A 22,534-nucleotide genomic window follows, 5' to 3' on the forward strand; every position below is an offset into this window, starting at 1 on the left:
TCATGCTGAAGTTCGACAAGGTTTCCACCTTCTACGGCAAGATCCAGGCGCTGCACGACGTCAGCATGGAAGTCCAGCAGGGCGAGATCGTCACCCTGATCGGCGCCAACGGCGCCGGCAAGTCGACCCTGTTGATGACCCTGTGCGGTTCGCCGCGCGCCGCCTCGGGCAGCATCACCTACATGGGCGAAGAGTTGGTCGGCAAGGAATCCTCGGTGATCATGCGCAAGAGCATCGCCGTCGTGCCGGAAGGCCGTCGCGTGTTCGCCCGCCTGACCGTGGAGGAGAACCTGGCCATGGGCGGTTTCTTCACCAGCAAGGGTGATTACCAGGAGCAGATGGACAAGGTCCTGGCGCTCTTCCCGCGCCTGAAGGAGCGCTTCAACCAGCGCGGCGGCACCATGTCCGGCGGCGAACAGCAGATGCTCGCCATCGGCCGTGCGCTGATGAGCAAGCCCAAGCTGCTGCTGCTCGACGAGCCGTCACTGGGCCTGGCGCCGATCATCATCCAGCAGATCTTCGACATCGTCGAACAGCTGCGCCAGGAAGGCGTAACCGTGTTCCTCGTCGAGCAAAACGCCAACCAGGCGCTCAAGCTCGCCGACCGCGGCTATGTGCTGGAGAACGGCCGCATCGTCATGCAGGACACCGGCGCCAACCTGCTGGTGAACCCCAAGGTGCGCGACGCGTACCTCGGCGGCTGATCCGCAGCGCTGCAATAAAAAACGGCCCTTCGGGGCCGTTTTTCATTTCTGACGCACAAACAAGAACGCCGCCTGTTGGGCGGCGTTCTCACATCCGGGCGGATCAGGTCCCGTAGCTCAGCACCTGCGCACGCTGGCGCAACTGGGAGACGACATCGTCCTCCATACGGCCTTCGGAGATCAGCAGGTCGCGGCGGATGGTCTGCACCGCTTCCTCGCTCTGCCCATGGTCGGCCAGGTGCTGGCCTTCGATGACACGCCGCAGCACCACGTCTCCATCGTCGTTGGTGAGGGTCAGAATACGGCCGCCGTCGGGGCGTGCCGGGCCCAGGGAGGGAGCGTAGGGAGCGAAGGTCTCGGTCAGCAGGGCGCTCAGCCGGTCCATGCGTATCTCCTTGTTGCGAAATGAAAAACACGCAGAAGAAGACCGCACGTTCGGCGATAAAGTTCGCCATTCTCAGTACCGCTGGTCATGGCGCGATATTTCACGACCCGTTTCGCGGGCAAGAAAAAGCCCGCCATTGGGCGGGCTTTTCGATCGGCGATGCGCGCTTTAGAGCGGCTTGCCACGGTTGCCGTGGGCGCTGACGAAAGCCTGGACCTTGGCCAGTTCGTTCGGCAGCACCGTGCAACGCTCTTCACGCTGGAACAGGTCGGTCAAGTGCGCCGGCAGTGCCGGAACGGCCTCGATACCCGCCTTTTCCACGGCCTCCGGGAACTTGACCGGATGCGCGGTGCCCAGGGTGACCATGGGCACGGCCAGGCTGCGGCGGCATTCGCGGGCGGCGCGCACGCCGATGGCGGTGTGCGGGTCCAGCAGTTCGCCACATTCGGCGTAGACCTGGGCGATGGTCTCACAGGTCTTCTCGTCGCTGACCGCCAGCGAATCGAACAGGCGGCGGGCTTCGGTCCAGCGGTCGTCTTCGACGGCCAGCTTGCCGGTGGCCTTGAAGTTGTCCATCAGCTCGGCGACAGCCTTGCCGTTGCGGCCGTGCAGGTCGAACAGCAGGCGCTCGAAGTTGGACGAGACCATGATGTCCATGGACGGCGACAGCGACGCGTGCAGGGTGTCCTTGTCGTAGCGGTTGCCGGACATGAAGCGGTGCAGGATGTCGTTGCGGTTGGTCGCGACGATCAGCTGACTGACCGGCAGGCCCATGTTGCGCGCCAGGTAGCCGGCGAAGATGTCGCCGAAGTTACCGGTGGGCACCGAGAAGGCCACGGAACGGGCCGGGGCGCCGAGCTGGATGGCGGCGTGGAAGTAGTAGACGATCTGGGCCATGATCCGCGCCCAGTTGATCGAGTTCACCGCTACCAGGCGGGTGCCCTTCAGGAAGCCCTGGTCGGCGAAGCTGGCCTTGACCATTTCCTGGCAGTCGTCGAAGTTGCCTTCGATGGCGATATTGTGGATGTTCTCGCCGAGGATGGTGGTCATCTGACGGCGCTGCACCTCGGACACACGGTTGTGCGGGTGCATGATGAAGATGTCGACGTTCTCGCAGGCCTTGCAGCCTTCGATGGCGGCCGAACCGGTGTCGCCGGAGGTGGCGCCCATGATCACCACGCGCTCGCCACGCTTGCTCAGCACGTGGTCGAGCAGGCGACCGAGCAGCTGCAGGGCGAAGTCCTTGAAGGCCAGGGTCGGGCCGTGGAACAGCTCCAGCACCCACTCGTTGCCGTTCAACTGGCGCAGCGGCGCCACGGCGTTGTGGGCGAAGACACCGTAGGTCTCTTCGAGGATCTTCTTGAAGTCGGCGTCGGAGATACTGCCGGCAACGAACGGGCGCATCACGCGGAAGGCCAGCTCGTGGTAAGGCAGGCCGGCCCAGGAGGCGATCTCTTCGACGGTGAAGCGCGGCAGGTTTTCCGGCACGTAGAGGCCGCCGTCGCTGGCCAGGCCGGCGAGCAGCACGTCTTCGAAGTTCAACGCGGGCGCCTGGCCGCGGGTACTGATGTAACGCATGGTGTGAAACCTTCGGGTGGGCGACGGCGCGCAGGCGCCGCCGCGTTCGATTCAGTTCAGTTGTTCGACGCGGATGCGTACGACATTGCCGACGACGTCATCCAGCGCTTCCAGCGCGGCGATGGCTTCGATGATGCGGGACTCGAGCACGCGGTGGGTAACCAGGATCATCGGCACCAGACCGTCATGCTCTTCGACTTCCATCTGCATGATCGATTCGATGTTGATGCCGCGCTCGGAGAGGATGGTCGCCACCTGGGCCAGTACGCCCGGATGGTCCTTGGCCTGGATGCGCAGGTAGTAGGCGCTTTCGCAGGCGTCGATCGGCAGGATCGGGTGGTCGGAGAGCGAGTCCGGCTGGAAGGCCAGGTGCGGCACGCGGTTCTCCGGGTCGGCGGTCGTGGCGCGAACCACATCCACCAGGTCGGCGACCACCGAGGAAGCGGTGGGCTCCATACCGGCGCCCGCGCCATAGAACAGCGTGGAGCCGGCGGCATCGCCGTTGACCATGACGGCGTTCATCACGCCGTTGACGTTGGCGATCAGGCGGTCGGCCGGGATCAGGGTCGGGTGCACGCGCAGCTCGATACCTTTATCGGTGCGGCGAGCGACGCCCAGGTGCTTGATGCGATAACCCAGCGCCTCGGCGTAGTTCACGTCGGCAGTGGTCAGCTGGGTGATGCCTTCGGTGTAGGCCTTGTCGAACTGCAGCGGGATGCCGAAGGCGATGGACGCCAGGATGGTCAGCTTGTGCGCGGCGTCGATGCCTTCCACGTCGAAGGTCGGGTCGGCTTCGGCGTAGCCCAGCGCCTGCGCTTCCTTGAGCACGTCGGCAAAGGCGCGGCCCTTCTCGCGCATCTCGGTGAGGATGAAGTTGCCGGTGCCGTTGATGATGCCGGCCAGCCAGTTGATGCGGTTGGCGGCCAGGCCCTCGCGGATCGCCTTGATCACCGGGATGCCACCGGCCACGGCGGCTTCGAAGGCGACGATGACGCCCTTCTCGCGGGCCTTGGCGAAGATCTCGTTGCCGTGCACGGCGATCAGCGCCTTGTTCGCGGTGACGACGTGCTTGCCGTTCTCGATGGCCTTGAGCACCAACTCGTGGGCCAGGGTGTAGCCACCAATCAGCTCGATGACCACGTCGATTTCCGGGTTGTTCGCCACCTCGAAGATGTCGGCAGTAATGGGGGTACTGCCGGTATCACACTTCGGATTGGGGCGACGGGCGGCAATCTGCGCAACCTCGATGCCACGCCCGGCACGGCGGGCAATCTCCTCGGCGTTGCGTTTGAGTACATTGAAGGTACCGCCACCGACGGTCCCCAACCCACAGATTCCCACTTTCACCGGATTCACGCTGAAACTCCCCATGATTACAGCATCGGGGCGCCTGGCACACCGATGCCCGCAACGAGGCGGGCATCGGGGCGGCACCAAGTCAGAACAGGCGAGGCGCCTGCTCCCTAGTCAAAAGGAACCGAACATTACGAAGCGGTTCCGCATTAGTCAATCAGAGCGCAAGCCGCGGCTTACTTGGCCTCCAGGGCCAGCTTGGCGATCTGGCCGGCCGGCTGGTAGCCCGGCAGCATGGTGCCGTCGGCGAGGATCACTGCCGGGGTGCCCTGCACACCGACCATCTGGCCCAGGGCGAACTGCGCATCCACCGGGTTTTCGCACTTGGCAGCCTTCACTTCCTTTTCATGGAACATGTCGGTCATCGCCGCCTGGCGGTCCTTGGAGCACCACACGGCCTGGAGCTGCTGGTCGCCCGGCGAGTTCGGGCCCTGGCGCGGGAAGGCCAGGTAGCGCACTTCAATGCCGCGCTTCTGCAGCTCCGGCACCTCGGCGTGCATCTTCTGGCAATAAGGGCAGGTGGTGTCGGTGAAGACGGTGATGTGCGCCTTGGTCTCGCCCTTGGCCGGGAACACCACCATGTCCTTGGCGGGAATGGCGTTGATGGTCTTGGCCACACCGGCGCTCTCGGCCTTTTCGGTCAGGTTGGTCGGCTTGCCGTCCTTCACCTGGTAGATGTTGCCCTGGACGACGAACTGGCCGTCAGCGCTGGCATAGAGCACACGACCGCCCTTGAGCTGCACCTGGTAGATGCCTTCCAGGGGGCCCTTGGTGATGTTCTCGATGGGCAGGTCAGGCTGCAGGGACTGCAGGGTGGCGCGGATCGCCTGGTCCGGCTCGGCGGCCAGTGCAAGGGTGCTGACGAGGCCGAGGGCCGCGGCAGTCAGAAGTCGGGACAAACGCATGGAAAGCTCCTGATGTCAGTCGGCGAAGACTACCACACCGGGGCGGCAAGACCGAGCCAAAGGCTGTAGCCGGAAGCTTCCAGGTATTTTTCGGCTTCCGCGGCCGTTCTGCAGGAGCGAGCTTGCTCGCGAACCACTGGATACCGCTGCGTCCAGACGGGTTCGCGAGCAAGCTCGCTCCTACAAGATCACACCGAATATTGGCGTGAAGCCGCACAATTCGAAGGATGTCTAGCGGTGCAGCGAAGCTCACCCGCGGGGGTGATGCTGCGCATGCAGGTCCTGCAGCCGCGCACGGGCGATATGCGTGTAGATCTGCGTGGTAGAGAGATCGCTATGCCCCAGCAGCATCTGTACCACGCGCAGGTCGGCGCCGTGGTTGAGCAGATGAGTGGCGAAGGCGTGGCGCAGTGTGTGTGGCGACAGGCTCTTGCCAATGCCGGCCACTTTCGCATGGAGCTTGATGCGGTGCCAGAACGTCTGGCGGGTCATCTGCTCGCCGCGCAGGCTGGGAAACAGCACATCGCTCGGCCGCCCCGCCAGCAGGTCACCACGGGCCTCGCGCACGTAGCGCTCGATCCAGCGGATCGCCTCTTCGCCCAGCGGCACCAGGCGTTCCTTGCTGCCCTTGCCGAGCACGCGGACCACGCCCTGGCGCAGATTGACCTGCTCCAGGGTCAGCCCGACCAACTCGCTCACCCGCAACCCGCAAGCGTAGAGCACCTCGAGCATGGTGCGGTCGCGCAGGCCGAGCGGATCATCCGTTTCCGGCGCCGCCAACAGCGCTTCCACATCCGACTCGGATAGCGACTTGGGCAGCGGCTTACCCAATTGCGGCAACTCCACCAGCAAGGTCGGGTCCTCGGCGATCAGCCCTTCGCGCAGGCAGTAGCGGTAGAAGCCCCGCAATCCGGACAGGAATCGCGCCGTGGAGCGTGCCTTGTAGCCCTCCCCCAGACGCCAGGCCAGGTGATCGAGGATCACATCGCGGCCGGCGGACTCCAGCGCAACACTGCGCTCGTCGAGCCAGCCATTGAATAGCGCAAGGTCGCTGCCATAGGCACTGCGGGTGTTGTCGGAAAGGCCCTTCTCCAGCCAGAGGGCATCGAGAAAGCGATCGATCAGGAAATGCGGAACCGGGGTCATCTGTAGCCATGGCAAAGGACAATGTGTCGCCAGTAGTCTTTCATAGACACCATCCCCTCACCACTGCCGCACAACCCTCGGACAGTCCATGGACGAACACAACACCTACTACGCCTTCGCCGGCATCGGCATCGCCGCGCTCCTCAGCCAATGGCTGGCCTGGCGCCTGCGCCTGCCGGCGATTCTCTTCCTGCTGTTGAGCGGCATCCTGGTCGGCCCGGTCCTGCACGTACTGTCACCCGAAGCCCTGTTCGGGCCGCTGTTGTTTCCAGTGGTTTCCCTGGCGGTAGCGCTGGTGCTGTTCGAGGGCAGCCTGACACTGCACCTGGACGAGTGGAAGGAAATCGGCACCGTGGTGCGCCGCATGGTGACCATCGGTGCGCTGGTCACCTGGGGGGTGATCGCTCTGGCGACCCACTACCTGCTGGACTTCACCTGGGAAATGGCGCTGCTGTTCGGCACACTGACCCTGGTCACCGGCCCCACGGTAATCGTGCCGATGCTGCGCGTGGTGCGCCCCAACGCCACCATCGCCAATATCCTGCGCTGGGAAGGCATCGTCATCGATCCCATCGGCGCCATCCTCGCCGTGGTGGTCTACACCTTCATCGCCGCCAGCGACGCAGGCTCGGGCTGGACGGACAGCCTGCTGACCTTCATCAGCGTGATCGGCTGCGGCATCCTCTTCGGCCTGCTCGGCGGGCAGGCACTGGGGGTCGCGCTGCGCCGCCACTGGCTGCCGGACTACCTGCACAATCTGGCCTCCCTGTCGGTCGTTCTCGGCGTGTTCGTGCTGTCCAACACCGTGATGTCGGAGTCAGGCCTGCTCGCCGTCACCGTGATGGGCCTGCGCATGGCCAACATGCAGGGCGTCGATGTGCGGCACATCCTGCACTTCAAGGAGAACCTCAGCGTCCTGCTGATTTCCGGCCTGTTCGTGCTGCTTGCCGCACGCCTGGACTTGCCGGCCCTGCTCGGCCTGGGGCCGATCGCCCTGCTGGTGCTGGCGTTGATTCAGTTCGTCGCGCGGCCGCTGAACGTCGTGATCGCCACCGCCGGCTCCTCGCTGAGCTGGCGCGAGCGGGCGCTGCTGAGCTGGATCGCGCCACGGGGTATCGTTGCCGCGGCGGTCTCAGCGATCTTTGCCATCCGCCTGCAGGAGGCCGGCCACGCCCAGGCCGGCGTGCTCGTGCCGCTGACCTTCCTGGTGATCATCGGCACCGTGATCCTGCAGAGCGCCACGGCGCGGCCGCTGGCGCGCCTGCTGAAGGTGGCCGAGCCGGTGCCTACCGGATTCCTGATCATCGGCGCCAACCCGGTCGCCCGCGCCATCGGCACCGGCCTGCAGAACGCCGGAGTGGAGGTATTGCTCACCGATTCGAGCTGGGAGAACACCCGCGCCGCACGCATGGACAATCTGCCCACCTACTTCGGCAACCCAGCCTCGCAGCACGCCGAGGCGCACCTGGACCTGATCGGCCTGGGACACCTTCTGGCCCTGTCGCCCAACGCCGAACTGAACGCACTGATGTGCATGAGCTTCCGTCACGAGTTCAACCCGCGACAGCGCTTCATCCTGCCCAGCAGCCAGGACAGCCGCCGCAGCGAGAAGCATCGGGTCAGCGACCGTCATCGCGGCAGCCCGCTGGGCCAGTCGCCGGTCACTTATCCGCAGATGGCCGGGCTGATCGCACGTGGCGCGGAGATGCGCTCGACGCTGCTCAGCGAGAACTTCGGCTGGGAGGACTACCAGGCCCTGCACGAAGGCCGAGCGCTACTGCTGTTCGCCAAGGACCCCAATGGTCGCCTGCGCGTCGCTACCCCCGAACGCCCGCTGGCACCTGACACGGGCTGGACGGTGATTTCGCTCATCGAGGAAGCCCCGGCAAACGCGGCGAGTACCAACGAAACGGCGCAGGCCGCAACAACCTGACGACCGGGCATGTCTGCCTATCTTTAGGCTGGTGACAGGAAACTTCTGAAAGACGATGATTTCACCACGCCATCATAGCGCCCCACGAAGCCCACGCCATGCCCAGTCAACAGAACTCCCGCCTCGGCCAGATCCTTGTCAGCAAGGGCCTGATCACTTCCCACCAGTTGGATAAGGCCATCCAGCTCCAGCTCACCAACGGATTGCGCCTGGGCGAAACCCTGATCCAGCAGGGCTGGATCAGCGAGCGCCAACTCGGCCGCGCGCTGAAGAAGCAGAACAACCTGCGCCTCGCGGCGACACTGGTCGCCGCCCTGCTCAGCCCGTTCCAACTGGCCAGCGCCGACGTGCAGCGCCAGGCGCCGACGAGCATCACCCGCCACGAAGCGCCAAAGGGTCTGAAGCCGCTGAGCGACCGCGAGATGAGCGACGTCAGCGCCCAGGGTTTCGATGACACCCTGCAGGGCCTGCTGGTCAGCGCCGAGAGCGGCGATGGCGTTGGCGCCATCAAGCAACTGTCGCGGCTGGTGATGCCGGTGGTCGACAGCCTCGATGCCGAGACCTCGCTGCATGACGTGCAGTACGACACTGCGCACGCCTCCTCATCCCTGAATCCGGATGGCTCGATCAACGTCCGCCTGCCCAGCTCCATCGGCGAGGTGCGATTCGACAACATCCGTGTCGCCGGAGCGCCGAAGACCCAGAGCATGGGCAGTCTGAGCCTGCAGAACATCGACCTGTCCCAGGCCTCGCTGAAAATCAGCCTGCGCCACTGAAACCGATGGATGGATATCTGTAGGAGCGAGCTTGCTCGCGAACCGCCCAACACCGATGCGACCGGCAAAACTGTTCGCGAGCAAGCTCGCTCCTACAAATCAAATGAAAGAAGGCGCCCGTGCGCCTTCTTTCATTTCAGGCCTCGAAGCCGGGCAGGACCGGCACCGGGCGCTTCTCGTCATCGATGGCGACGAAGCTGAACAGCCCGTGGATGGCCTTCTCGCGGCCGTCGGCGGACATGCTCTCAACGAACACTTCCACCTCGACCTTGAGGCTGGTGTTGCCGACCTTCACCACCCGGCCGATCAGCTCGACGATGGAACCAGCGGGAATCGGGTGCTTGAAGTCGATGCGGTCGGTGGACACGGTCACCAGCGGCAGACGGCAGAAGCGCGTTGCGGCGATGAACGAAACTTCGTCCATCCAGGCCAGTGCGGTACCGCCGAACAGGGTGTTGTGATGATTGGTGGTTGGCGGAAAGATCGCCTTGGTCACTCGGGTTTCGGAAAGCTCCGTACGACGGAGGATTTCCTGTTCTCTGGGGCTCATGCCACTGCTACCTGATGCAATGAGGGTGGCTGCCGGCACTGCGGGTGTTGTGCTTCTAATGCGCTGACGAAGGCAGACGAGACAAATCACGGGCAAGAAAAAAGCAGCCCGTGGGCTGCTTTTTTCGGGAACAACCGGCGAATCAGGCCAGTTTTTCCTTGATACGAGCTGCCTTGCCGGACAGTTCGCGGAGGTAGTACAGCTTGGCCTTGCGCACGTCGCCGCGACGCTTGACGCTGATGCTGTCAACCAGCGGGCTGTAGGTCTGGAAGGTACGCTCTACGCCTACGCCGTTGGAGATCTTGCGAACGGTGAAAGCACTGTTCAGGCCGCGGTTACGCTTGCCGATGACAACGCCTTCGAAGGCCTGCAGACGCTGACGGTCGCCTTCCTTCACTTTAACCTGGACGATTACGGTGTCGCCGGGGGCGAACGCCGGAATCTCTTTGCTCATCTGTTCAGCTTCGATCTGCTGAATGATCTTGTTGGTCATTTCGTGCTCCTAAGACAAGCGCTCGGCGCTCGCCATCGATACGTTAACTATCGTTCCGCTGGCGGATGTATTCCTCCAGCAGCTTTTTCTCTTCTCCAGAAAGCGAGCGGCAATCCAGAAGATCGGCACGTCGTTCCCAGGTCCTGCCTAAGGACTGCTGCAAACGCCAACGCCGGATGTGTTCGTGGTTGCCGCTGAGCAGCACCTCAGGAACACGTTTGTCTGCGTACACCTCAGGTCGGGTGTAGTGCGGACAGTCGAGCAGGCCATCCGTGAAGGAGTCCTCCTCGGCGGAGTCCACGTGGCCCAGTGCACCGGGCAACAACCGCGTGACCGCGTCAATCAGCACCATGGCCGGAAGCTCACCCCCGGACAGGACGTAATCGCCAACTGACCATTCCTCATCGACATGCTCTTCAATGAAGCGCTCGTCGATGCCTTCGTAACGCCCGGCGATCAGGATCAGTCGTTCCTCGTTCGCCAGTTCCTTCACGGCCGCCTGCGTGAGCTTGCGACCTTGCGGCGAGAGGTAGATCACCTTCGCCTGTCCGCCAGCGGCTTGCCGGGCATCGCCCAGTGCGCCTTCGAGCGGTTTGATTTTCATCACCATGCCGGGACCACCGCCGAAAGGCCGGTCATCCACCGTCTGGTGACGGTCCTCGGTGTTGCTTCGCGGGTTGAAGCACTGAAGCTGAATCAGCTCCTGCTTGACCGCGCGACTCGTGATGCCATAGTCGCTGATGGCGCGAAACATCTCCGGAAAGATGCTAATGACTCCAATCCACATGAATTAGAAGTCCGCGTCCCAGTCCACCCTCATCTCGCCGGCTTCCAGGTCCACCGATTGCACGCACTGATCCGTATACGGGAGCAGGCGTTCACGGTCGTCCAGGCTGCCCGCGCAGGGCTTGACTACCATCACATCGTTGGCGCCGGTCTCCAGCATGTGGTCGAGGATCCCGAACAGTTGCCCGTTCTGGTCGATCACCTTGAGACCTTCCAACTGACTCCAGTAGAACTCGCCATCGTCCAGCACCGGCAGCTCGCTGCGCGGGACCAGGATTTCGAATTCAGCAAAGGTTCGGGCGATCTCGCGATCATCCAGTCCCTTCAGCTTCGCAACCAGGACATTGCCCTGTACGCGACCTTGAACCAGCTCAGCCTGTCGAACCTCGCTGCCACGCTTGAGCGTCCAGCGGCGATAATCCAGCAGGTTGTCCAACGGGTCGGTAAAGGAATACACCTTCACCTCACCACGAATACCGTGCACCGATACGATCTTGCCGAGAACAACCATCTCCTCGGCGGGAGCAGGATTCGTGTTCATCGATCTCAGGCAGCCTTGGCGGCGTCCTTGATCAGCTGAGCAACACGCTCAGACGGTTGAGCGCCTTGGCTCAGCCAGTAGTTCAGACGCTCCTGGTTGACCGAGAACTTGACTTCGGCGCCAGTGGCGACAGGGTTGAAGAAGCCGACGCGCTCGACGAAACGGCCGTCACGAGCGTTGCGGCTGTTGGTCACGGTCAGGTGATAGAACGGGCGCTTCTTGGAGCCGCCACGAGCCAGACGAATGGTTACCATGCGTACGTTGTTCCTATGGTTTGCTTGCAAAAAAGAAATGCAGCCCTCGGGCACATAGCCCGAAAGGCCGCATATTCTATGAGCTAAAGCCCCGCGCCGCAAGCCGCAGCGCGTCCGGCCCGCCGGGCGGCGAGCCGTCTGGCCTCACATCTTGGGCATGCCGCCGGGGAACATGCTCCCCATGCCGCGCATCATCTTGGCCATGCCGCCCTTGGCGGTGACCTTCTTCATCATCTTCTGCATCTGCTTATGCTGCTTGATGAGGCGACCAACGTCCTGCACCTGGGTACCCGAACCCATGGCGATGCGGCGCTTGCGCGAGCCGCTGATCACTTCCGGATCACGTCGCTCGCCGGGGGTCATGGAGTTGATGATCGCCTCCATCTGCTTGAACTGCTTCTCCGCCGCGTTCTGCGCGTTGCCCATCTGCGACAGGTTGACGCCGCCGAGCATCGGCAGCTTGTCCATGAGGCTGCCCAGGCCACCCATGTTCTTCATCTGCTGCAGTTGATCGCGGAAGTCTTCCAGGTCGAAGCCCTTGCCCTTCTTGATCTTCTTCGCGAGCTTCTCGGCCTTCTCGCGGTCCATGCTCTGCTCGGCCTGTTCGATCAGGCTGAGCACGTCACCCATGCCGAGGATACGCGAGGCCACGCGGTCGGGGTGGAACGGATCGAGCGCTTCGCTCTTCTCGCCCATGCCGAGGAACTTGATCGGCTTGCCGGTGATGGCGCGCACGGACAGCGCCGCACCGCCACGGGCATCGCCGTCCACCTTGGTCAGCACCACGCCGGTCAGCGGCAGCGCATCGTTGAAGGCCTTGGCGGTATTGGCGGCGTCCTGGCCGGTCATGGCGTCGACCACGAACAGAGTTTCCACCGGCTTGATCGCCGCATGGACCTGCTTGATCTCGTCCATCATGTCGGCGTCGATGTGCAGACGGCCGGCGGTGTCGACGATCACCACGTCGATGAATTTCAGCTTGGCTTCGCGGATCGCAGCTTCGGCGATGGCTACTGGCTTCTGGCTGGTATCGGACGGGAAGAAGGTCACGCCGATGTCGCTGGCCAGGGTTTCCAGCTGCTTGATCGCCGCCGGGCGGTAGACGTCGGCGGACACCACCAGCACGGACTTCTTCTTGCGTTCCTTGAGGAAGCGCGCCAGCTTGCCGGCGGTGGTGGTCTTGCCCGCGCCTTGCAGGCCGGCCATCAGGATGACGGCAGGGGGTGCGGCGTTGAGGTCGAGGTCCTCGTTGGCCGCGCCCATCAACTCGACCAGCTCGGCCTGGACGATCTTCACGAAGGCCTGACCGGGGGTCAGGCTCTTGGAAACCTCGGTGCCGACCGCGCGCTCCTTGATCTTGGCGACGAAGTCCTTGACCACCGGCAGGGCTACGTCGGCTTCCAGCAGGGCCATCCGCACTTCGCGGAGCGTGTCCTTGATGTTGTCCTCGGTCAGCTTGGCCTTGCCGGTGACGTGGCGCAGCGTTTGCGAGAGGCGATCTGTAAGGTTTTCGAACATGCGCGTTCCTAATCAGGCCCGGACGGGCCAGGGTTTGGCTTGTCAGCAAGCGGGCGATTATAACCAAGTGCGGCCAACGCCAACACCGCCGATGATCCCGATGTGACCGACTGCTGCGCAGGCCAGAAGCGAACTGTTCTCAGCCGCTTTCTAGGCGCGTGCGATCTGTGCCAAACTCACCACCTTTCGGGTCCCCCGTCGAAGGACTGTTCCAAGGACTTATGCAACCTCTGCTGCCCAGCCTGATCGCCGCCGTCCTTTATATCGGCACCACCGCCTACCAGGGCGCAAGCCTGGCCCGCCGCACCCCGCCGCAGAAACCGCTGCTCCTCCTGCTGGGCCTGCTCGCCCTGCTCTGCCAGGCCTACGCCCTGAGCCAGGAGCTGCTCACCCCCGCGGGGCTGACGCTGGACTTCTTCAATGCCGCCAGCCTGATTTCCGCCGCGGTCACCGCCCTGACTCTGCTGGCATGCCTGCGCATCCCGGTGCACAACCTGCTGATCTTCCTTTATCCGCTCGGTGCGCTGACCACCCTGCTGGCCGCGCTGATGCCCCACGGCACCCTCGAGCCAATCAACGAGCAGCCCGGCATCCTCGCCCACATCCTGCTGTCGATCCTGGCGTACGGGCTGCTGACCATCGCCGTGGTCCAGGCGCTGCTCCTGCTGGTGCAGGACCATCAGCTCAAGCACAAGCACCCGTCGGGCCTGATCCGCAACTTCCCGCCGCTGCAGACCATGGAAAGCCTGCTGTTCGGCTTCCTCTGGGGTGGCTGGTCGCTGCTGTCGCTGTCGCTGATCTCCGGCTGGCTGTTCGTCGACAACCTGTTCGCCCAGCACCTGGCGCACAAGACCATCCTCTCCTGCTTCGCCTGGGTGGTGTTCGGCGTGCTGTTGTGGGGCCGCCACCAGCTCGGCTGGCGCGGCCACAAGGCGATCCGCTGGACCCTCGCGGGTTTCTGCCTGCTGATGCTGGCCTACTTCGGCAGCAAGCTGGTCAAGGAATTCATCCTGCACATCTGACGCTAACGGCGGCGCCGGAGCGCCGCTGAAGGATATGCGCGCATGGAAGAGATCCACCCCGGCTACCTGATCGGCCTGCTGGTCTTCCTGATTCTCTGCTCGGCGTTCTTCTCCAGCGTCGAAACCGGCATGCTCAGCCTCGACCGCTATCGCTTGCGCCACCTGTCCAAGCAAGGCAACCGGGGCGCGCGGCGCACCAGTTGGCTGCTGCTGCGCACCGACCGGCTGCTGGGCACCATCCTGATCGGCAACAACTTCGTCAACGTCATCGCCTCGTCGCTCGCCACGCTTCTGGCCCTGCGCCTGTGGGGCGAGGCCGGCGTGGCGGTTGCCACCGTGGCGCTGACACTGGTCCTGCTGATCTTCGGCGAGATCACCCCCAAGACCTATGCCGCCCTGCGCCCCGAGCGCGTGGCTTTCCCCGCCAGCCTGCCGCTGATCTGGATGCAGAAGCTGTTCAGCCCGCTGCTCTGGCTGATGACCGGCATCAGCAACCTCCTGCTGCGCATGGGCGGCCTCGACCCGACCCAGCGCGGCAACAAGCCACTGAGCAACGACGAGCTGCGCAGCGTGGTCACCGACTCCAGCGAAAAGCTCACCCACAACCGCCAGGACATGCTGCTGAGCATCCTTGACCTTGAAAAGATCACGGTGAACGACCTGATGGTGCCGCGCAACGAAGTGCAAGGCATCGACCTGGACGACGAGCTGGAAACCATCATCGGCCAACTGCGCAACACCACCCACACGCGCCTGCCGGTGTTCCGCAATGACATCAACCAGGTGGAAGGCGTGGTGCACATGCGCCAGATCGCCCGCCTGCTGACGCATAACCAGTTGACCAAGGAGAGCCTCAAGGGCGCATGCCTGGAGCCCTACTTCGTGCCTGAGAGCACGCCGCTGTCGACTCAGCTGATCAACTTCCAGAAGCAGAAGCGCCGCATCGGCATCGTCGTCGACGAATACGGCGAGGTGATCGGTATCATCACCCTGGAAGACATCCTCGAAGAGATCGTCGGCGAGTTCAGCAACCAGAACACCCTGCGCAACCCGGACATCCACCCCCAGGCCGACGGCACCTACGTCATCGAGGGCTCGGCCAACCTGCGCGACGTCAACCGCGCCCTGGGCTGGCAACTGCCCAGCGATGGTCCCAAGACCCTCAACGGCCTGGTCACCGAAGCGCTGGAGCAGATACCCGACTGCGCGGTGTGCCTGAAGATCGGCCGCTACCGCCTGGAAATCCTCCAATCCGGCGAAAACCGGGTGAAAAGCGTGCGCGCCTGGCTGCCCGGCGCGCCGCCCAGGGAAGCACCCTACACCGACGAACTTGCCTGAGCCGCCCCACCCGCCCCTATAATCCGGACGGCTTACCCAGCCTCCCGCCTGTGCCCGTCGTTACCCTCGACGCCGCGCCGGCCAGTCAATCGCACGCCCCGCCGAGCCTCGACCCTGCGTCGTTGCCTTGCGAAGCAGCCGGCCTCGCCCTGACCCACCGCGAGCCGCGCCCACCCTGCCCCGATCCCGGGCTGCGCTCGCACTCACGCCATGGCGATGCCTCAAGAAACGCCGGACACGACCGCCAGAGTCGTCGCCGCGCCTGACTGCCAGGGATATCCCCCGTATGACCAGCGCTACCCTCGAAGCCGCACAACCGGCCGAACAAACCAACTCCACCACCCGCGTCGCGGTGGCCAGCTTCATCGGCACCGCCATCGAGTTCTACGACTTCTACGTCTACGCCACCGCCGCCGCGCTGGTGATCGGCCCGGTGTTCTTCCCGCAGACCTCCGGCACCGCCCAGGCGCTCAGCGCCTTCATCACCTTCGGCATCGCCTTCCTTGCCCGCCCGCTGGGCTCTGCGCTGTTCGGCCACTTCGGCGACCGCATCGGGCGCAAATCGACCCTGGTGGCCTCGCTGCTGCTGATGGGCATTTCCACCACCCTGATCGGCCTGCTGCCGGGCTATGACAGCATTGGCGCCTGGGCGCCGATCCTGCTCTGCGTGCTGCGCTTCGGCCAGGGCCTTGGGCTGGGTGGCGAATGGGGCGGCGCGGCGCTGCTGGCCACGGAGAACGCGCCCAAGGGCCGCCGCGCCTGGTTCGGCATGTTCCCGCAGATGGGCCCGTCGATCGGTTTCCTCGCTGCCAACGGTCTGTTCCTCTGCCTCGCCATGCTGCTCAGCGAAGAACAGTTCCGCGCCTGGGGCTGGCGCATCCCGTTCGTGCTCAGCGCGGTGCTGGTCATCGTCGGCCTGTACGTCCGCCTCAAACTGGTGGAAACCCCGGTGTTCGCCAAGGCCATGGAGCGCCACGAGCGTTCCAGCCTGCCGATCGCCGAGCTGTTCTCGAAACACTGGAGGCCGACTGTGCTGGGCGCCCTCGCGATGGTGGTGTGCTACGCCCTCTTCTATATCTCCACGGTGTTCTCCCTGAGCTATGGCGTCAGCACCCTGGGCTACAGCCGCGAGGATTTCCTCGGCCTGCTGTGCATCGCTGTGCTCTTCATGGCCGCTGCCACGCCGGTCTCCGCCTGGCTGAGCGACCGTTTCGGGCGCAAGCCGGTTCTGATCGTCGGTACCCTCGCCGCCATCGCCTCGGGTTTCGCCATGGAGCCGCTGCTGAGCCAGGGCTCGTCGGTGGAAGTGGCGGTGTTCCTGTCGCTGGAACTGTTCCTCATGGGCGTGACCTTCGCGCCCATGGGCGCCTTGCTGCCGGAACTCTTCCCCACCCACGTGCGCTACACCGGCGCTTCGGCGGCTTACAACCTGGGCGGCATCCTCGGCGCCTCGGTGGCACCGTACATCGCGCAAAAGCTGGTGGGCATGGGCGGCCTGAGCTGGGTAGGCGGCTATGTCTCGGTCGCAGCTGCGCTCAGCCTGCTGGCAGTGCTGTGCCTGCGCGAGACCCGCGAGGCAGATCTGAACGACATCCGCTGACGTCGAAACCAGCAGGAGCGAGCTTGCTCGCGAACCCGCCTCTCGCCGGGGCTGGCGGTGCAATGCGTTCGCGAGCAAGCTCGCTCCTACAAAAGAGGGTCAGCCCTGGCTGACCAGCCAGTCGGCCAGGTGCTCGCCCCAGACCTGATAGCCCAACGCCGATGGGTGATAGCCATCGATGGCGAGGAATTGCGGCTGCATTTCCAGGCTCACACCGCAATAGCCCGCGCCCAGCGCCAGCGCCAGAGCACCGAGCTGACGATCCAGCAGCGTCGCGCGCCAACCCAGCAACTGCCGCAATAACCAGGGCAAGGCCGTGAAGTGCTGCAACGGCGGCACCGCCGTGCACACCACCCGCGCGCCACGGCGGCGGAAGTGTTCGATCAGATACGCAAGGGAGGCCAGCCAGCGCTGGCTGGAACTGAAGTGCGTGGTGTCGTTGACGCCGAAGACCAGCGCCACAAGGTCGTAGTCCTGCTCGGCCACCAGCGGCAGCAGGCGTTGACAGGCTTGGCCGGCAGTGATGCCGTTCTCCCCTGCTGCACGCCAGACGACGGGCCGCTGGAGACGGCCGGAAAGCGCCGAAGCCAATCGGCCAGCCAACGCAAAATCCAGGCAGGACGCGCCCACGCCGGCAACGGTGGACTCACCCAGCAACAACACACGGAAGGGTTCGCCGGCACGCTCTGCGCCCGCGACGCCTTCGCTGACACCCGCAGCGGGTGCCAGGCGCAAGGCCGTGCGTCGTGTACGCAGGGCCATGGGCAGGGCAAGCGGCAGCAGCGGCACCGCCGCCGCCCACCACATCAGCCCCGCCCAGCGGCTCACAGCTCGACGTTGACCGCCTGGGCCGAACGGGTGGCCTTGGCGCGGGCTGCGTCGATCGACTCGTCGCGCGCCAGAGCCACGCCCATGCGGCGCTGGCCGTCCACTTCCGGCTTGCCGAACAGGCGCAGCGCGGTATCCGGCTCGCTCAGGGCGGCGCCGAGGTTGCTGAAGGACACCTGCTGCGACGTGCCTTCCACCAGGATCACCGCCGAGGCCGAGTCGCCCAGTTGGCGGATCACCGGGATCGGCAGGCCGAGGATGGCGCGGGCGTGCAGGGCGAACTCGGAGAGGTCCTGGGATATCAGGGTCACCAGGCCGGTGTCGTGGGGACGCGGCGAGACTTCGCTGAACCACACTTGATCGCCCTTCACGAACAGCTCCACGCCGAACAGGCCACGGCCGCCCAGCGCTTCGGTGACGGCCCTGGCCACGCGCTCGGACTCAGCCAGCGCCTTCGGGCTCATGGCCTGGGGCTGCCAGGATTCGTGGTAGTCGCCTTTCACCTGGCGGTGGCCGATGGGCGCGCAGAAGGTGGTGCCGCCGATATGTCGCACGGTGAGCAGGGTGATCTCGTAGTCGAAGTCGATGAAGCCTTCGACGATGACCCGGCCCTTGCCGGCGCGGCCGCCTTCCTGGGCGTAATCCCAGGCGGTCTTCAGGTCGGCGTCGGACTTGAGCACGCTCTGGCCCTTGCCCGAAGAGCTCATGATCGGCTTGACCACGCACGGGTAGCCTACGGCGGCGACGCCAGCGGCGTAGTCCTCATAGGTGTCGGCGAAGTGATAGGGCGAGGTCGGCAGGCCCAGCTCTTCGGCGGCCAGGCGACGGATGCCCTCGCGATTCATGGTCAGCTGGGCGGCACGGGCTGTGGGGATGACGGTGTAGCCTTCGTTCTCCAGCTCGACCAGGGTAGCGGTAGCGATGGCTTCGATCTCCGGCACGATGTAGTGCGGTTTCTCCTGCTCGATCACTGCGCGCAGAGCGACGCCATCGAGCATGCTGATCACGTGGCTGCGATGCGCAACCTGCATGGCCGGCGCGTTCGCGTAGCGGTCCACGGCGATGACTTCGCAGCCCAGGCGCTGCAGCTCGATCGCCACTTCCTTGCCCAGCTCGCCGGAGCCACAGAGCAGTACGCGGGTCGCGCTCGGCGACAGGGGAGTTCCAATACGGGGCATTGCGGGAAACCTCGGGAAGGGAGAGTTCGAAACGGGAAAGCGGGCTCAGGCCAGTACGCCTTGCTCGCGGGCGCGCTGCTCGCAACGCAGGAGCACCTCGCGGCGCTCGGCGTTGTCCATGAGGCCCCAACGAGTGATTTCGGCTGCGCTGCGCTGGCAGCCCAGGCAGATGTCGGCATCGTCGAGCGCACAGACATGCACGCAGGGCGAGGCGACGGGACGTTCTTCAGTCATCTTCCTGCTCGACCAGATCGCGGGCATAACGCTGGGCGTTATGCACATAGTGGGCGGCGCTGGCTTCGAGCATCTTCTTCTGCGGCTCGGTCAGCTCGCGCACCACCTTGCCAGGGGAACCCATGACCAGCGAACCATCGGGGATATCCTTGCCCTCGGGGATCAGTGCGTTGGCGCCGATGATGCAGTACTTGCCGATCTTCGCGCCGTTGAGGATCACCGCGTTGATGCCGACGAGGCTGTAGTCGCCCACCTGGCAGCCATGCAGCATGGCGTTGTGGCCGATGGTCACGCCCTTGCCCAGCGTCAGCGGGAAGCCCATATCGGTGTGCATCACGGTGCCGTCCTGCACGTTGCTGTGCTCGCCAATGTGGATCAGCTCGTTGTCGCCGCGCAGCACGGCGTTGAACCACACGCTGGCGCCGGCTTCGAGGCGCACCTTGCCGACCACCGTGGCGTTGGGGGCGATCCAGCTCTCCGGATGGGTTTCGACTCGGGACGAGCCCAGGCGGTACTTCATGGGTTTCTCCTCAGGCGGGGGCCACTCTTTATTATCGGGTCTCAGCTCAGCTTGATGAACTTCGACGGCGGCTGGTGCAGGTCGATGCGGGCGTCGTACAGCAGGTTCAGCAGCTCGACCAGCATGATCGCGGACAGGCCCCAGATCTTGTAGCCCTCGAACAGGTAGCTCGGGACGTACCAGCTGCGGCCGAAATAATCGATACGGTGGGTGGTTTCCCGCGGGTCGCCACGGAAGAATTCCAGCGGCACCTTGAACACGGCGTCGATCTCGCCGTCGTTGGGGCGGTACTCCACGAAATCGGGGACGAAGCCGACGAACGGCTTGACCAGTATGCCGTGCCGTGAAACCAGGGTGCTCAGCGGCCCGACGACTTCCACCAGGCCAGGCGGCAGGGCAATCTCCTCCTGGGCCTCGCGCAGGGCGGTATGGATCAGGTCAACGTCTTCCGGGTCGCGGCGCCCGCCGGGGAAGGCGACTTCGCCGCTATGGGTCGAGAGCCCGGTCGCGCGCAGGGTGAGCACGAGCTCTTCCTGGGGAGTGATGGGGAGCAGGACCGCCGCTTCCGGGAAGCTGTGGTCCGTTTCAAGGTCGCTTGGCGTATGCGTCTGTATGCGTTGGCGCAGCTGGTCCAGCATGCCGAACATCCTGCGGGGGCCGATTCTTCTAATTGAAGAATCATGGCACGAAAGACGCCCCTGCCCAACCCCCGCCCCTTGCTGGGCGCCTTGCGCAGCGCGCAAGATTGCTCCATTGAATAACAAGGAAGCGGCATGAAATTCTGCAGCCAGTGCGGCGCCGGCGTGAACCTGCGTATCCCCAGCGGCGACAACCGTCCGCGCTTCGTCTGCGACCAGTGCCAGACCGTGCATTACCAGAACCCGCGCATCGTGGCCGGCTGCCTGCCGGTCTGGGAGGGGAAAATACTCCTGTGCCGCCGTGCCATTCAGCCGCGCCAGGGTTTCTGGACGCTGCCAGCGGGCTTCATGGAAAACGGCGAGACCCTGGAACAGGCCGCCGCCCGCGAGACCCTCGAGGAAGCCAACGCCCGCGTCCATGGCCTGCAGCTCTATACGGTCTTTGATCTGCCGCATATCAGCCAGGTTTATATCTTCTTCCGCGCCGAACTGGCCGACCCGGACTTCTTCGCCGGCGATGAAAGCCTGGAGGTGCAACTCTTCGAAGAATCCGACATTCCGTGGGACGAGCTGGCTTTCCCCACCGTGGGCCGTACCTTAGAATATTTCCTGGCGGATCGGATGGTTCAGAACTTCCCGGTACGCAATGAAGGGATTCTCCCAATGCTTGCACAGAAAAAGAACTAATAAGCTCATATACCGCCTCTAAGGCATTAGGAACTACCGGGGAACACCACTCGATGCGCTGGCTGATTGCCGTACTTTGTCTGACCTTCGCAGCGTTCTCGCATGCCAACGCGACGCCCACGCTCGACGGCCACATCGACAAGATTCTCGTGCTCAAGTCCGAGCGCAAACTGCACCTCATGAGCAACGGCAAGGTGCTCAAGAGCTACCGCGTGTCCCTGGGCAAACGCCCGCAGGGGCCGAAGCTTGCCGAGGGCGACAACCGCACGCCGGAAGGCTTCTACTGGGTCGACTGGCGCAAGACCAGCGACAAGTACAACCTCTCCATGCACATCTCCTATCCCAACGCCCGCGACGTAGCCAAGGCACGGGAAAAGAGCCTTTCGCCCGGCGGCATGATCATGATCCACGGCACGCCGATGGATGATGAATACCCCGAGTGGTACTTCTCGACCCTGGACTGGACCAACGGCTGCATCGCCATGACCAACGCCGACATGCGCGAAGTCTGGAGCCTGGTCAAGGACGGCACGCTGATCGAAATCCGCCCCTGACCAGACCATGCTGATACCAGCATCCCGCTGAAACGCCGCCACGGCCCCGCCATGGCGGCGTTTTTCGTTGTACCGGAAAGCCGCTTCCTATCCGCTGCAAGCCTTTCTCCTAGATGACCTCCGAATCATCGCTCAGCTGTGAGCGCGACTACAGTTCGTCGGCCGACACTTGGGAACCGATCGAGTGGCGTTGACGTGGTATTTAAGTGGTATTAGCGTTAATTCCACACCTCGCCAATGAGCCGACCATGACCAGCCAGCCCTCCCTGATCAGTGCCGAGCAACGCCTGGAGGCCCTGCGCCCGGACGAGACACTCTCCACCCCGCTCTATCTGCAATTGGCCCGCAGCCTGGAGAGCGCGATCCACGCCGGCCACTGGCGTGCAGAGGAGGCTCTGCCCTCGGAGCGCTACCTCAGCGAACACCTCGGCCTGTCGCGGGTGACCGCCCGCAAGGCACTGGAGGTCCTGCTCGAGCAAGGTCTGGTGCATCGCATCCAGGGCTCCGGCACCTTCATCACGCCGCGCCTGGAGCAGCCGCTGTCGCGTCTCTCCAGCTTCAGCGAAATGCTCCGCCTAAAGGGCTTCACCCCCAGTTCTGCCTGGTTGGAACGCGAAATCAGCCTGCCGACCCATGAAGAGGTCATCCGCCTGGGCCTGTCACCCACCGAGAAAGTCGTGCGCATGAAGCGCCTGCGCAAGGCCGACGGCGTGGTCATGGCCATCGAGCAAAGCAGCCTGCCAGCGCGCCTGCTCGGCGACCCGTCGGCAGTCGGTGACTCGCTCTACGCCCACCTGGATGCCATCGGCCGTCCGGTGGTGCGCGCCCTGCAGCACGTGCAGGCGGTCAACGCCACTGCCGAAGAAGCCGCGCTGGTGGGCATCAAGCCCGGCACCGCGATGCTGCTGATGACCCGTATCGGTTACCTGGAAGACAACACCGCCATCGAGCTGACCGACACCTACTGCCGCAACGACTACTACGACTTCGTCGCCGAACTGCGGCGCTGATCC

The 22,534-nt window shown here is 64.3% G+C and carries 25 protein-coding genes; 9 read left to right on the top strand and 16 right to left on the bottom strand.

Annotation, left to right across the window (positions count from 1 at the left end; translation table 11 throughout):
• Positions 1-2: 2 nt before the first annotated feature.
• Positions 3-704 carry an ABC transporter ATP-binding protein gene (locus C167_RS0131120; protein WP_017522225.1) on the top strand — a complete coding sequence of 234 codons (702 nt, stop codon included), beginning with the start codon at positions 3-5 and terminating at the stop codon, positions 702-704.
• 103 nt (positions 705-807) lie between these two features.
• Here C167_RS0131120 and C167_RS0131125 read toward each other — a convergent pair whose 3' ends face one another.
• From C167_RS0131125 to xerD, 5 genes are all read right to left on the bottom strand, one after another.
• Positions 808-1,089, bottom strand: coding sequence for a DUF3509 domain-containing protein (locus C167_RS0131125; RefSeq protein ID WP_017522226.1), 282 nt, complete (start codon positions 1,087-1,089; stop codon positions 808-810).
• Between the two features lie 168 nt (positions 1,090-1,257).
• Positions 1,258-2,667 (bottom strand): threonine synthase, encoded by a 1,410-nt coding sequence (gene thrC, locus C167_RS0131130; protein ID WP_017522227.1) that lies wholly within the window; start codon positions 2,665-2,667, stop codon positions 1,258-1,260.
• A 51-nt stretch (positions 2,668-2,718) separates the two neighbouring features.
• Positions 2,719-4,023: a homoserine dehydrogenase gene (locus C167_RS0131135; RefSeq protein ID WP_026079395.1), complete on the bottom strand. Its 1,305-nt coding sequence runs from the start codon at positions 4,021-4,023 to the stop codon at positions 2,719-2,721.
• 173 nt (positions 4,024-4,196) lie between these two features.
• Complete coding sequence (locus tag C167_RS0131140; protein ID WP_017522229.1) at positions 4,197-4,925, bottom strand: thioredoxin fold domain-containing protein; 729 nt, start codon at positions 4,923-4,925, stop codon at positions 4,197-4,199.
• A 249-nt stretch (positions 4,926-5,174) separates the two neighbouring features.
• The gene (xerD, locus tag C167_RS0131145; RefSeq protein WP_017522230.1) at positions 5,175-6,071 is read right to left on the bottom strand and encodes a site-specific tyrosine recombinase XerD; all 897 of its coding nucleotides are present in this window, start codon (positions 6,069-6,071) and stop codon (positions 5,175-5,177) included.
• Between the two features lie 88 nt (positions 6,072-6,159).
• Between xerD and C167_RS0131150 the strand changes: the two genes are divergently transcribed.
• Positions 6,160-8,004: a cation:proton antiporter gene (locus C167_RS0131150; RefSeq protein WP_017522231.1), complete on the top strand. Its 1,845-nt coding sequence runs from the start codon at positions 6,160-6,162 to the stop codon at positions 8,002-8,004.
• Positions 8,005-8,102: 98 nt separating this feature from the next.
• Entirely contained in the window at positions 8,103-8,780 is a 678-nt protein-coding gene (locus tag C167_RS0131155) for a hypothetical protein (RefSeq protein ID WP_017522232.1), read from the top strand.
• A gap of 136 nt (positions 8,781-8,916) precedes the next feature.
• Here C167_RS0131155 and C167_RS0131160 read toward each other — a convergent pair whose 3' ends face one another.
• The 6 genes from C167_RS0131160 to ffh form a co-directional block, all read right to left on the bottom strand.
• The gene (locus tag C167_RS0131160; protein ID WP_026079396.1) at positions 8,917-9,330 is read right to left on the bottom strand and encodes an acyl-CoA thioesterase; all 414 of its coding nucleotides are present in this window, start codon (positions 9,328-9,330) and stop codon (positions 8,917-8,919) included.
• 142 nt (positions 9,331-9,472) lie between these two features.
• Positions 9,473-9,823 (bottom strand): 50S ribosomal protein L19, encoded by a 351-nt coding sequence (gene rplS, locus C167_RS0131165; RefSeq protein ID WP_017522234.1) that lies wholly within the window; start codon positions 9,821-9,823, stop codon positions 9,473-9,475.
• Between the two features lie 43 nt (positions 9,824-9,866).
• On the bottom strand, positions 9,867-10,610 hold the full coding sequence (trmD, locus tag C167_RS0131170; RefSeq protein WP_026079397.1) for a tRNA (guanosine(37)-N1)-methyltransferase TrmD: 744 nt from the start codon (positions 10,608-10,610) through the stop codon (positions 9,867-9,869).
• A gap of 3 nt (positions 10,611-10,613) precedes the next feature.
• A complete protein-coding gene (gene rimM / locus C167_RS0131175) occupies positions 10,614-11,150 on the bottom strand; it encodes a ribosome maturation factor RimM (protein ID WP_026079398.1) in 537 nt (178 codons plus the stop codon).
• Positions 11,151-11,155: 5 nt separating this feature from the next.
• Entirely contained in the window at positions 11,156-11,404 is a 249-nt protein-coding gene (rpsP, locus tag C167_RS0131180) for a 30S ribosomal protein S16 (protein ID WP_017522237.1), read from the bottom strand.
• Between the two features lie 144 nt (positions 11,405-11,548).
• Positions 11,549-12,922, bottom strand: a complete 1,374-nt coding sequence (ffh, locus tag C167_RS0131185; RefSeq protein WP_017522238.1) for a signal recognition particle protein — start codon at positions 12,920-12,922, stop codon at positions 11,549-11,551.
• Positions 12,923-13,143: 221 nt separating this feature from the next.
• On the opposite strand from ffh, the gene C167_RS0131190 reads away from it, so the two are divergent.
• From C167_RS0131190 to C167_RS0131200, 3 genes are all read left to right on the top strand, one after another.
• Positions 13,144-13,944, top strand: coding sequence for a cytochrome C assembly family protein (locus tag C167_RS0131190; protein WP_017522239.1), 801 nt, complete (start codon positions 13,144-13,146; stop codon positions 13,942-13,944).
• A 42-nt stretch (positions 13,945-13,986) separates the two neighbouring features.
• Complete coding sequence (locus C167_RS0131195) at positions 13,987-15,282, top strand: HlyC/CorC family transporter (protein ID WP_017522240.1); 1,296 nt, start codon at positions 13,987-13,989, stop codon at positions 15,280-15,282.
• A 286-nt stretch (positions 15,283-15,568) separates the two neighbouring features.
• Positions 15,569-16,882, top strand: a complete 1,314-nt coding sequence (locus C167_RS0131200) for an MFS transporter (protein ID WP_017522241.1) — start codon at positions 15,569-15,571, stop codon at positions 16,880-16,882.
• Between the two features lie 99 nt (positions 16,883-16,981).
• On the opposite strand, the gene C167_RS0131205 is transcribed toward C167_RS0131200, so the two are convergent.
• The 5 genes from C167_RS0131205 to C167_RS0131225 are packed head-to-tail and all read right to left on the bottom strand — an operon-like array spanning position 16,982 to position 20,280.
• Entirely contained in the window at positions 16,982-17,710 is a 729-nt protein-coding gene (locus C167_RS0131205; RefSeq protein WP_026079399.1) for an SGNH/GDSL hydrolase family protein, read from the bottom strand.
• Positions 17,707-18,888, bottom strand: a complete 1,182-nt coding sequence (gene purT, locus C167_RS0131210) for a formate-dependent phosphoribosylglycinamide formyltransferase (protein ID WP_017522243.1) — start codon at positions 18,886-18,888, stop codon at positions 17,707-17,709. Before purT ends, C167_RS0131205 begins: the two co-directional genes overlap by 4 nt.
• 45 nt (positions 18,889-18,933) lie before the next feature.
• Positions 18,934-19,122 carry a DUF1289 domain-containing protein gene (locus C167_RS0131215; RefSeq protein ID WP_017522244.1) on the bottom strand — a complete coding sequence of 63 codons (189 nt, stop codon included), beginning with the start codon at positions 19,120-19,122 and terminating at the stop codon, positions 18,934-18,936.
• Positions 19,115-19,642 (bottom strand): gamma carbonic anhydrase family protein, encoded by a 528-nt coding sequence (locus C167_RS0131220; RefSeq protein ID WP_017522245.1) that lies wholly within the window; start codon positions 19,640-19,642, stop codon positions 19,115-19,117. The genes C167_RS0131215 and C167_RS0131220 overlap by 8 nt, the downstream gene beginning before the upstream one ends.
• Before the next feature lie 41 nt (positions 19,643-19,683).
• Positions 19,684-20,280 carry a CoA pyrophosphatase gene (locus C167_RS0131225; RefSeq protein WP_017522246.1) on the bottom strand — a complete coding sequence of 199 codons (597 nt, stop codon included), beginning with the start codon at positions 20,278-20,280 and terminating at the stop codon, positions 19,684-19,686.
• A gap of 135 nt (positions 20,281-20,415) precedes the next feature.
• Here C167_RS0131225 and C167_RS0131230 point away from each other — a divergent pair, with 135 nt between their 5' ends.
• From C167_RS0131230 to C167_RS0131240, 3 genes are all read left to right on the top strand, one after another.
• Positions 20,416-20,967 carry an NUDIX hydrolase gene (locus C167_RS0131230; RefSeq protein WP_017522247.1) on the top strand — a complete coding sequence of 184 codons (552 nt, stop codon included), beginning with the start codon at positions 20,416-20,418 and terminating at the stop codon, positions 20,965-20,967.
• A 53-nt stretch (positions 20,968-21,020) separates the two neighbouring features.
• Positions 21,021-21,521, top strand: a complete 501-nt coding sequence (locus C167_RS0131235) for a L,D-transpeptidase family protein (protein WP_017522248.1) — start codon at positions 21,021-21,023, stop codon at positions 21,519-21,521.
• A gap of 248 nt (positions 21,522-21,769) precedes the next feature.
• Complete coding sequence (locus C167_RS0131240) at positions 21,770-22,531, top strand: GntR family transcriptional regulator (protein WP_017522249.1); 762 nt, start codon at positions 21,770-21,772, stop codon at positions 22,529-22,531.
• Positions 22,532-22,534: the final 3 nt, after the last annotated feature.

The organism is Pseudomonas nitroreducens TX1, from assembly GCF_000313755.1.
In the GTDB taxonomy this organism is placed as follows: Bacteria; Pseudomonadota; Gammaproteobacteria; order Pseudomonadales; family Pseudomonadaceae; genus Pseudomonas; species Pseudomonas nitroreducens_A.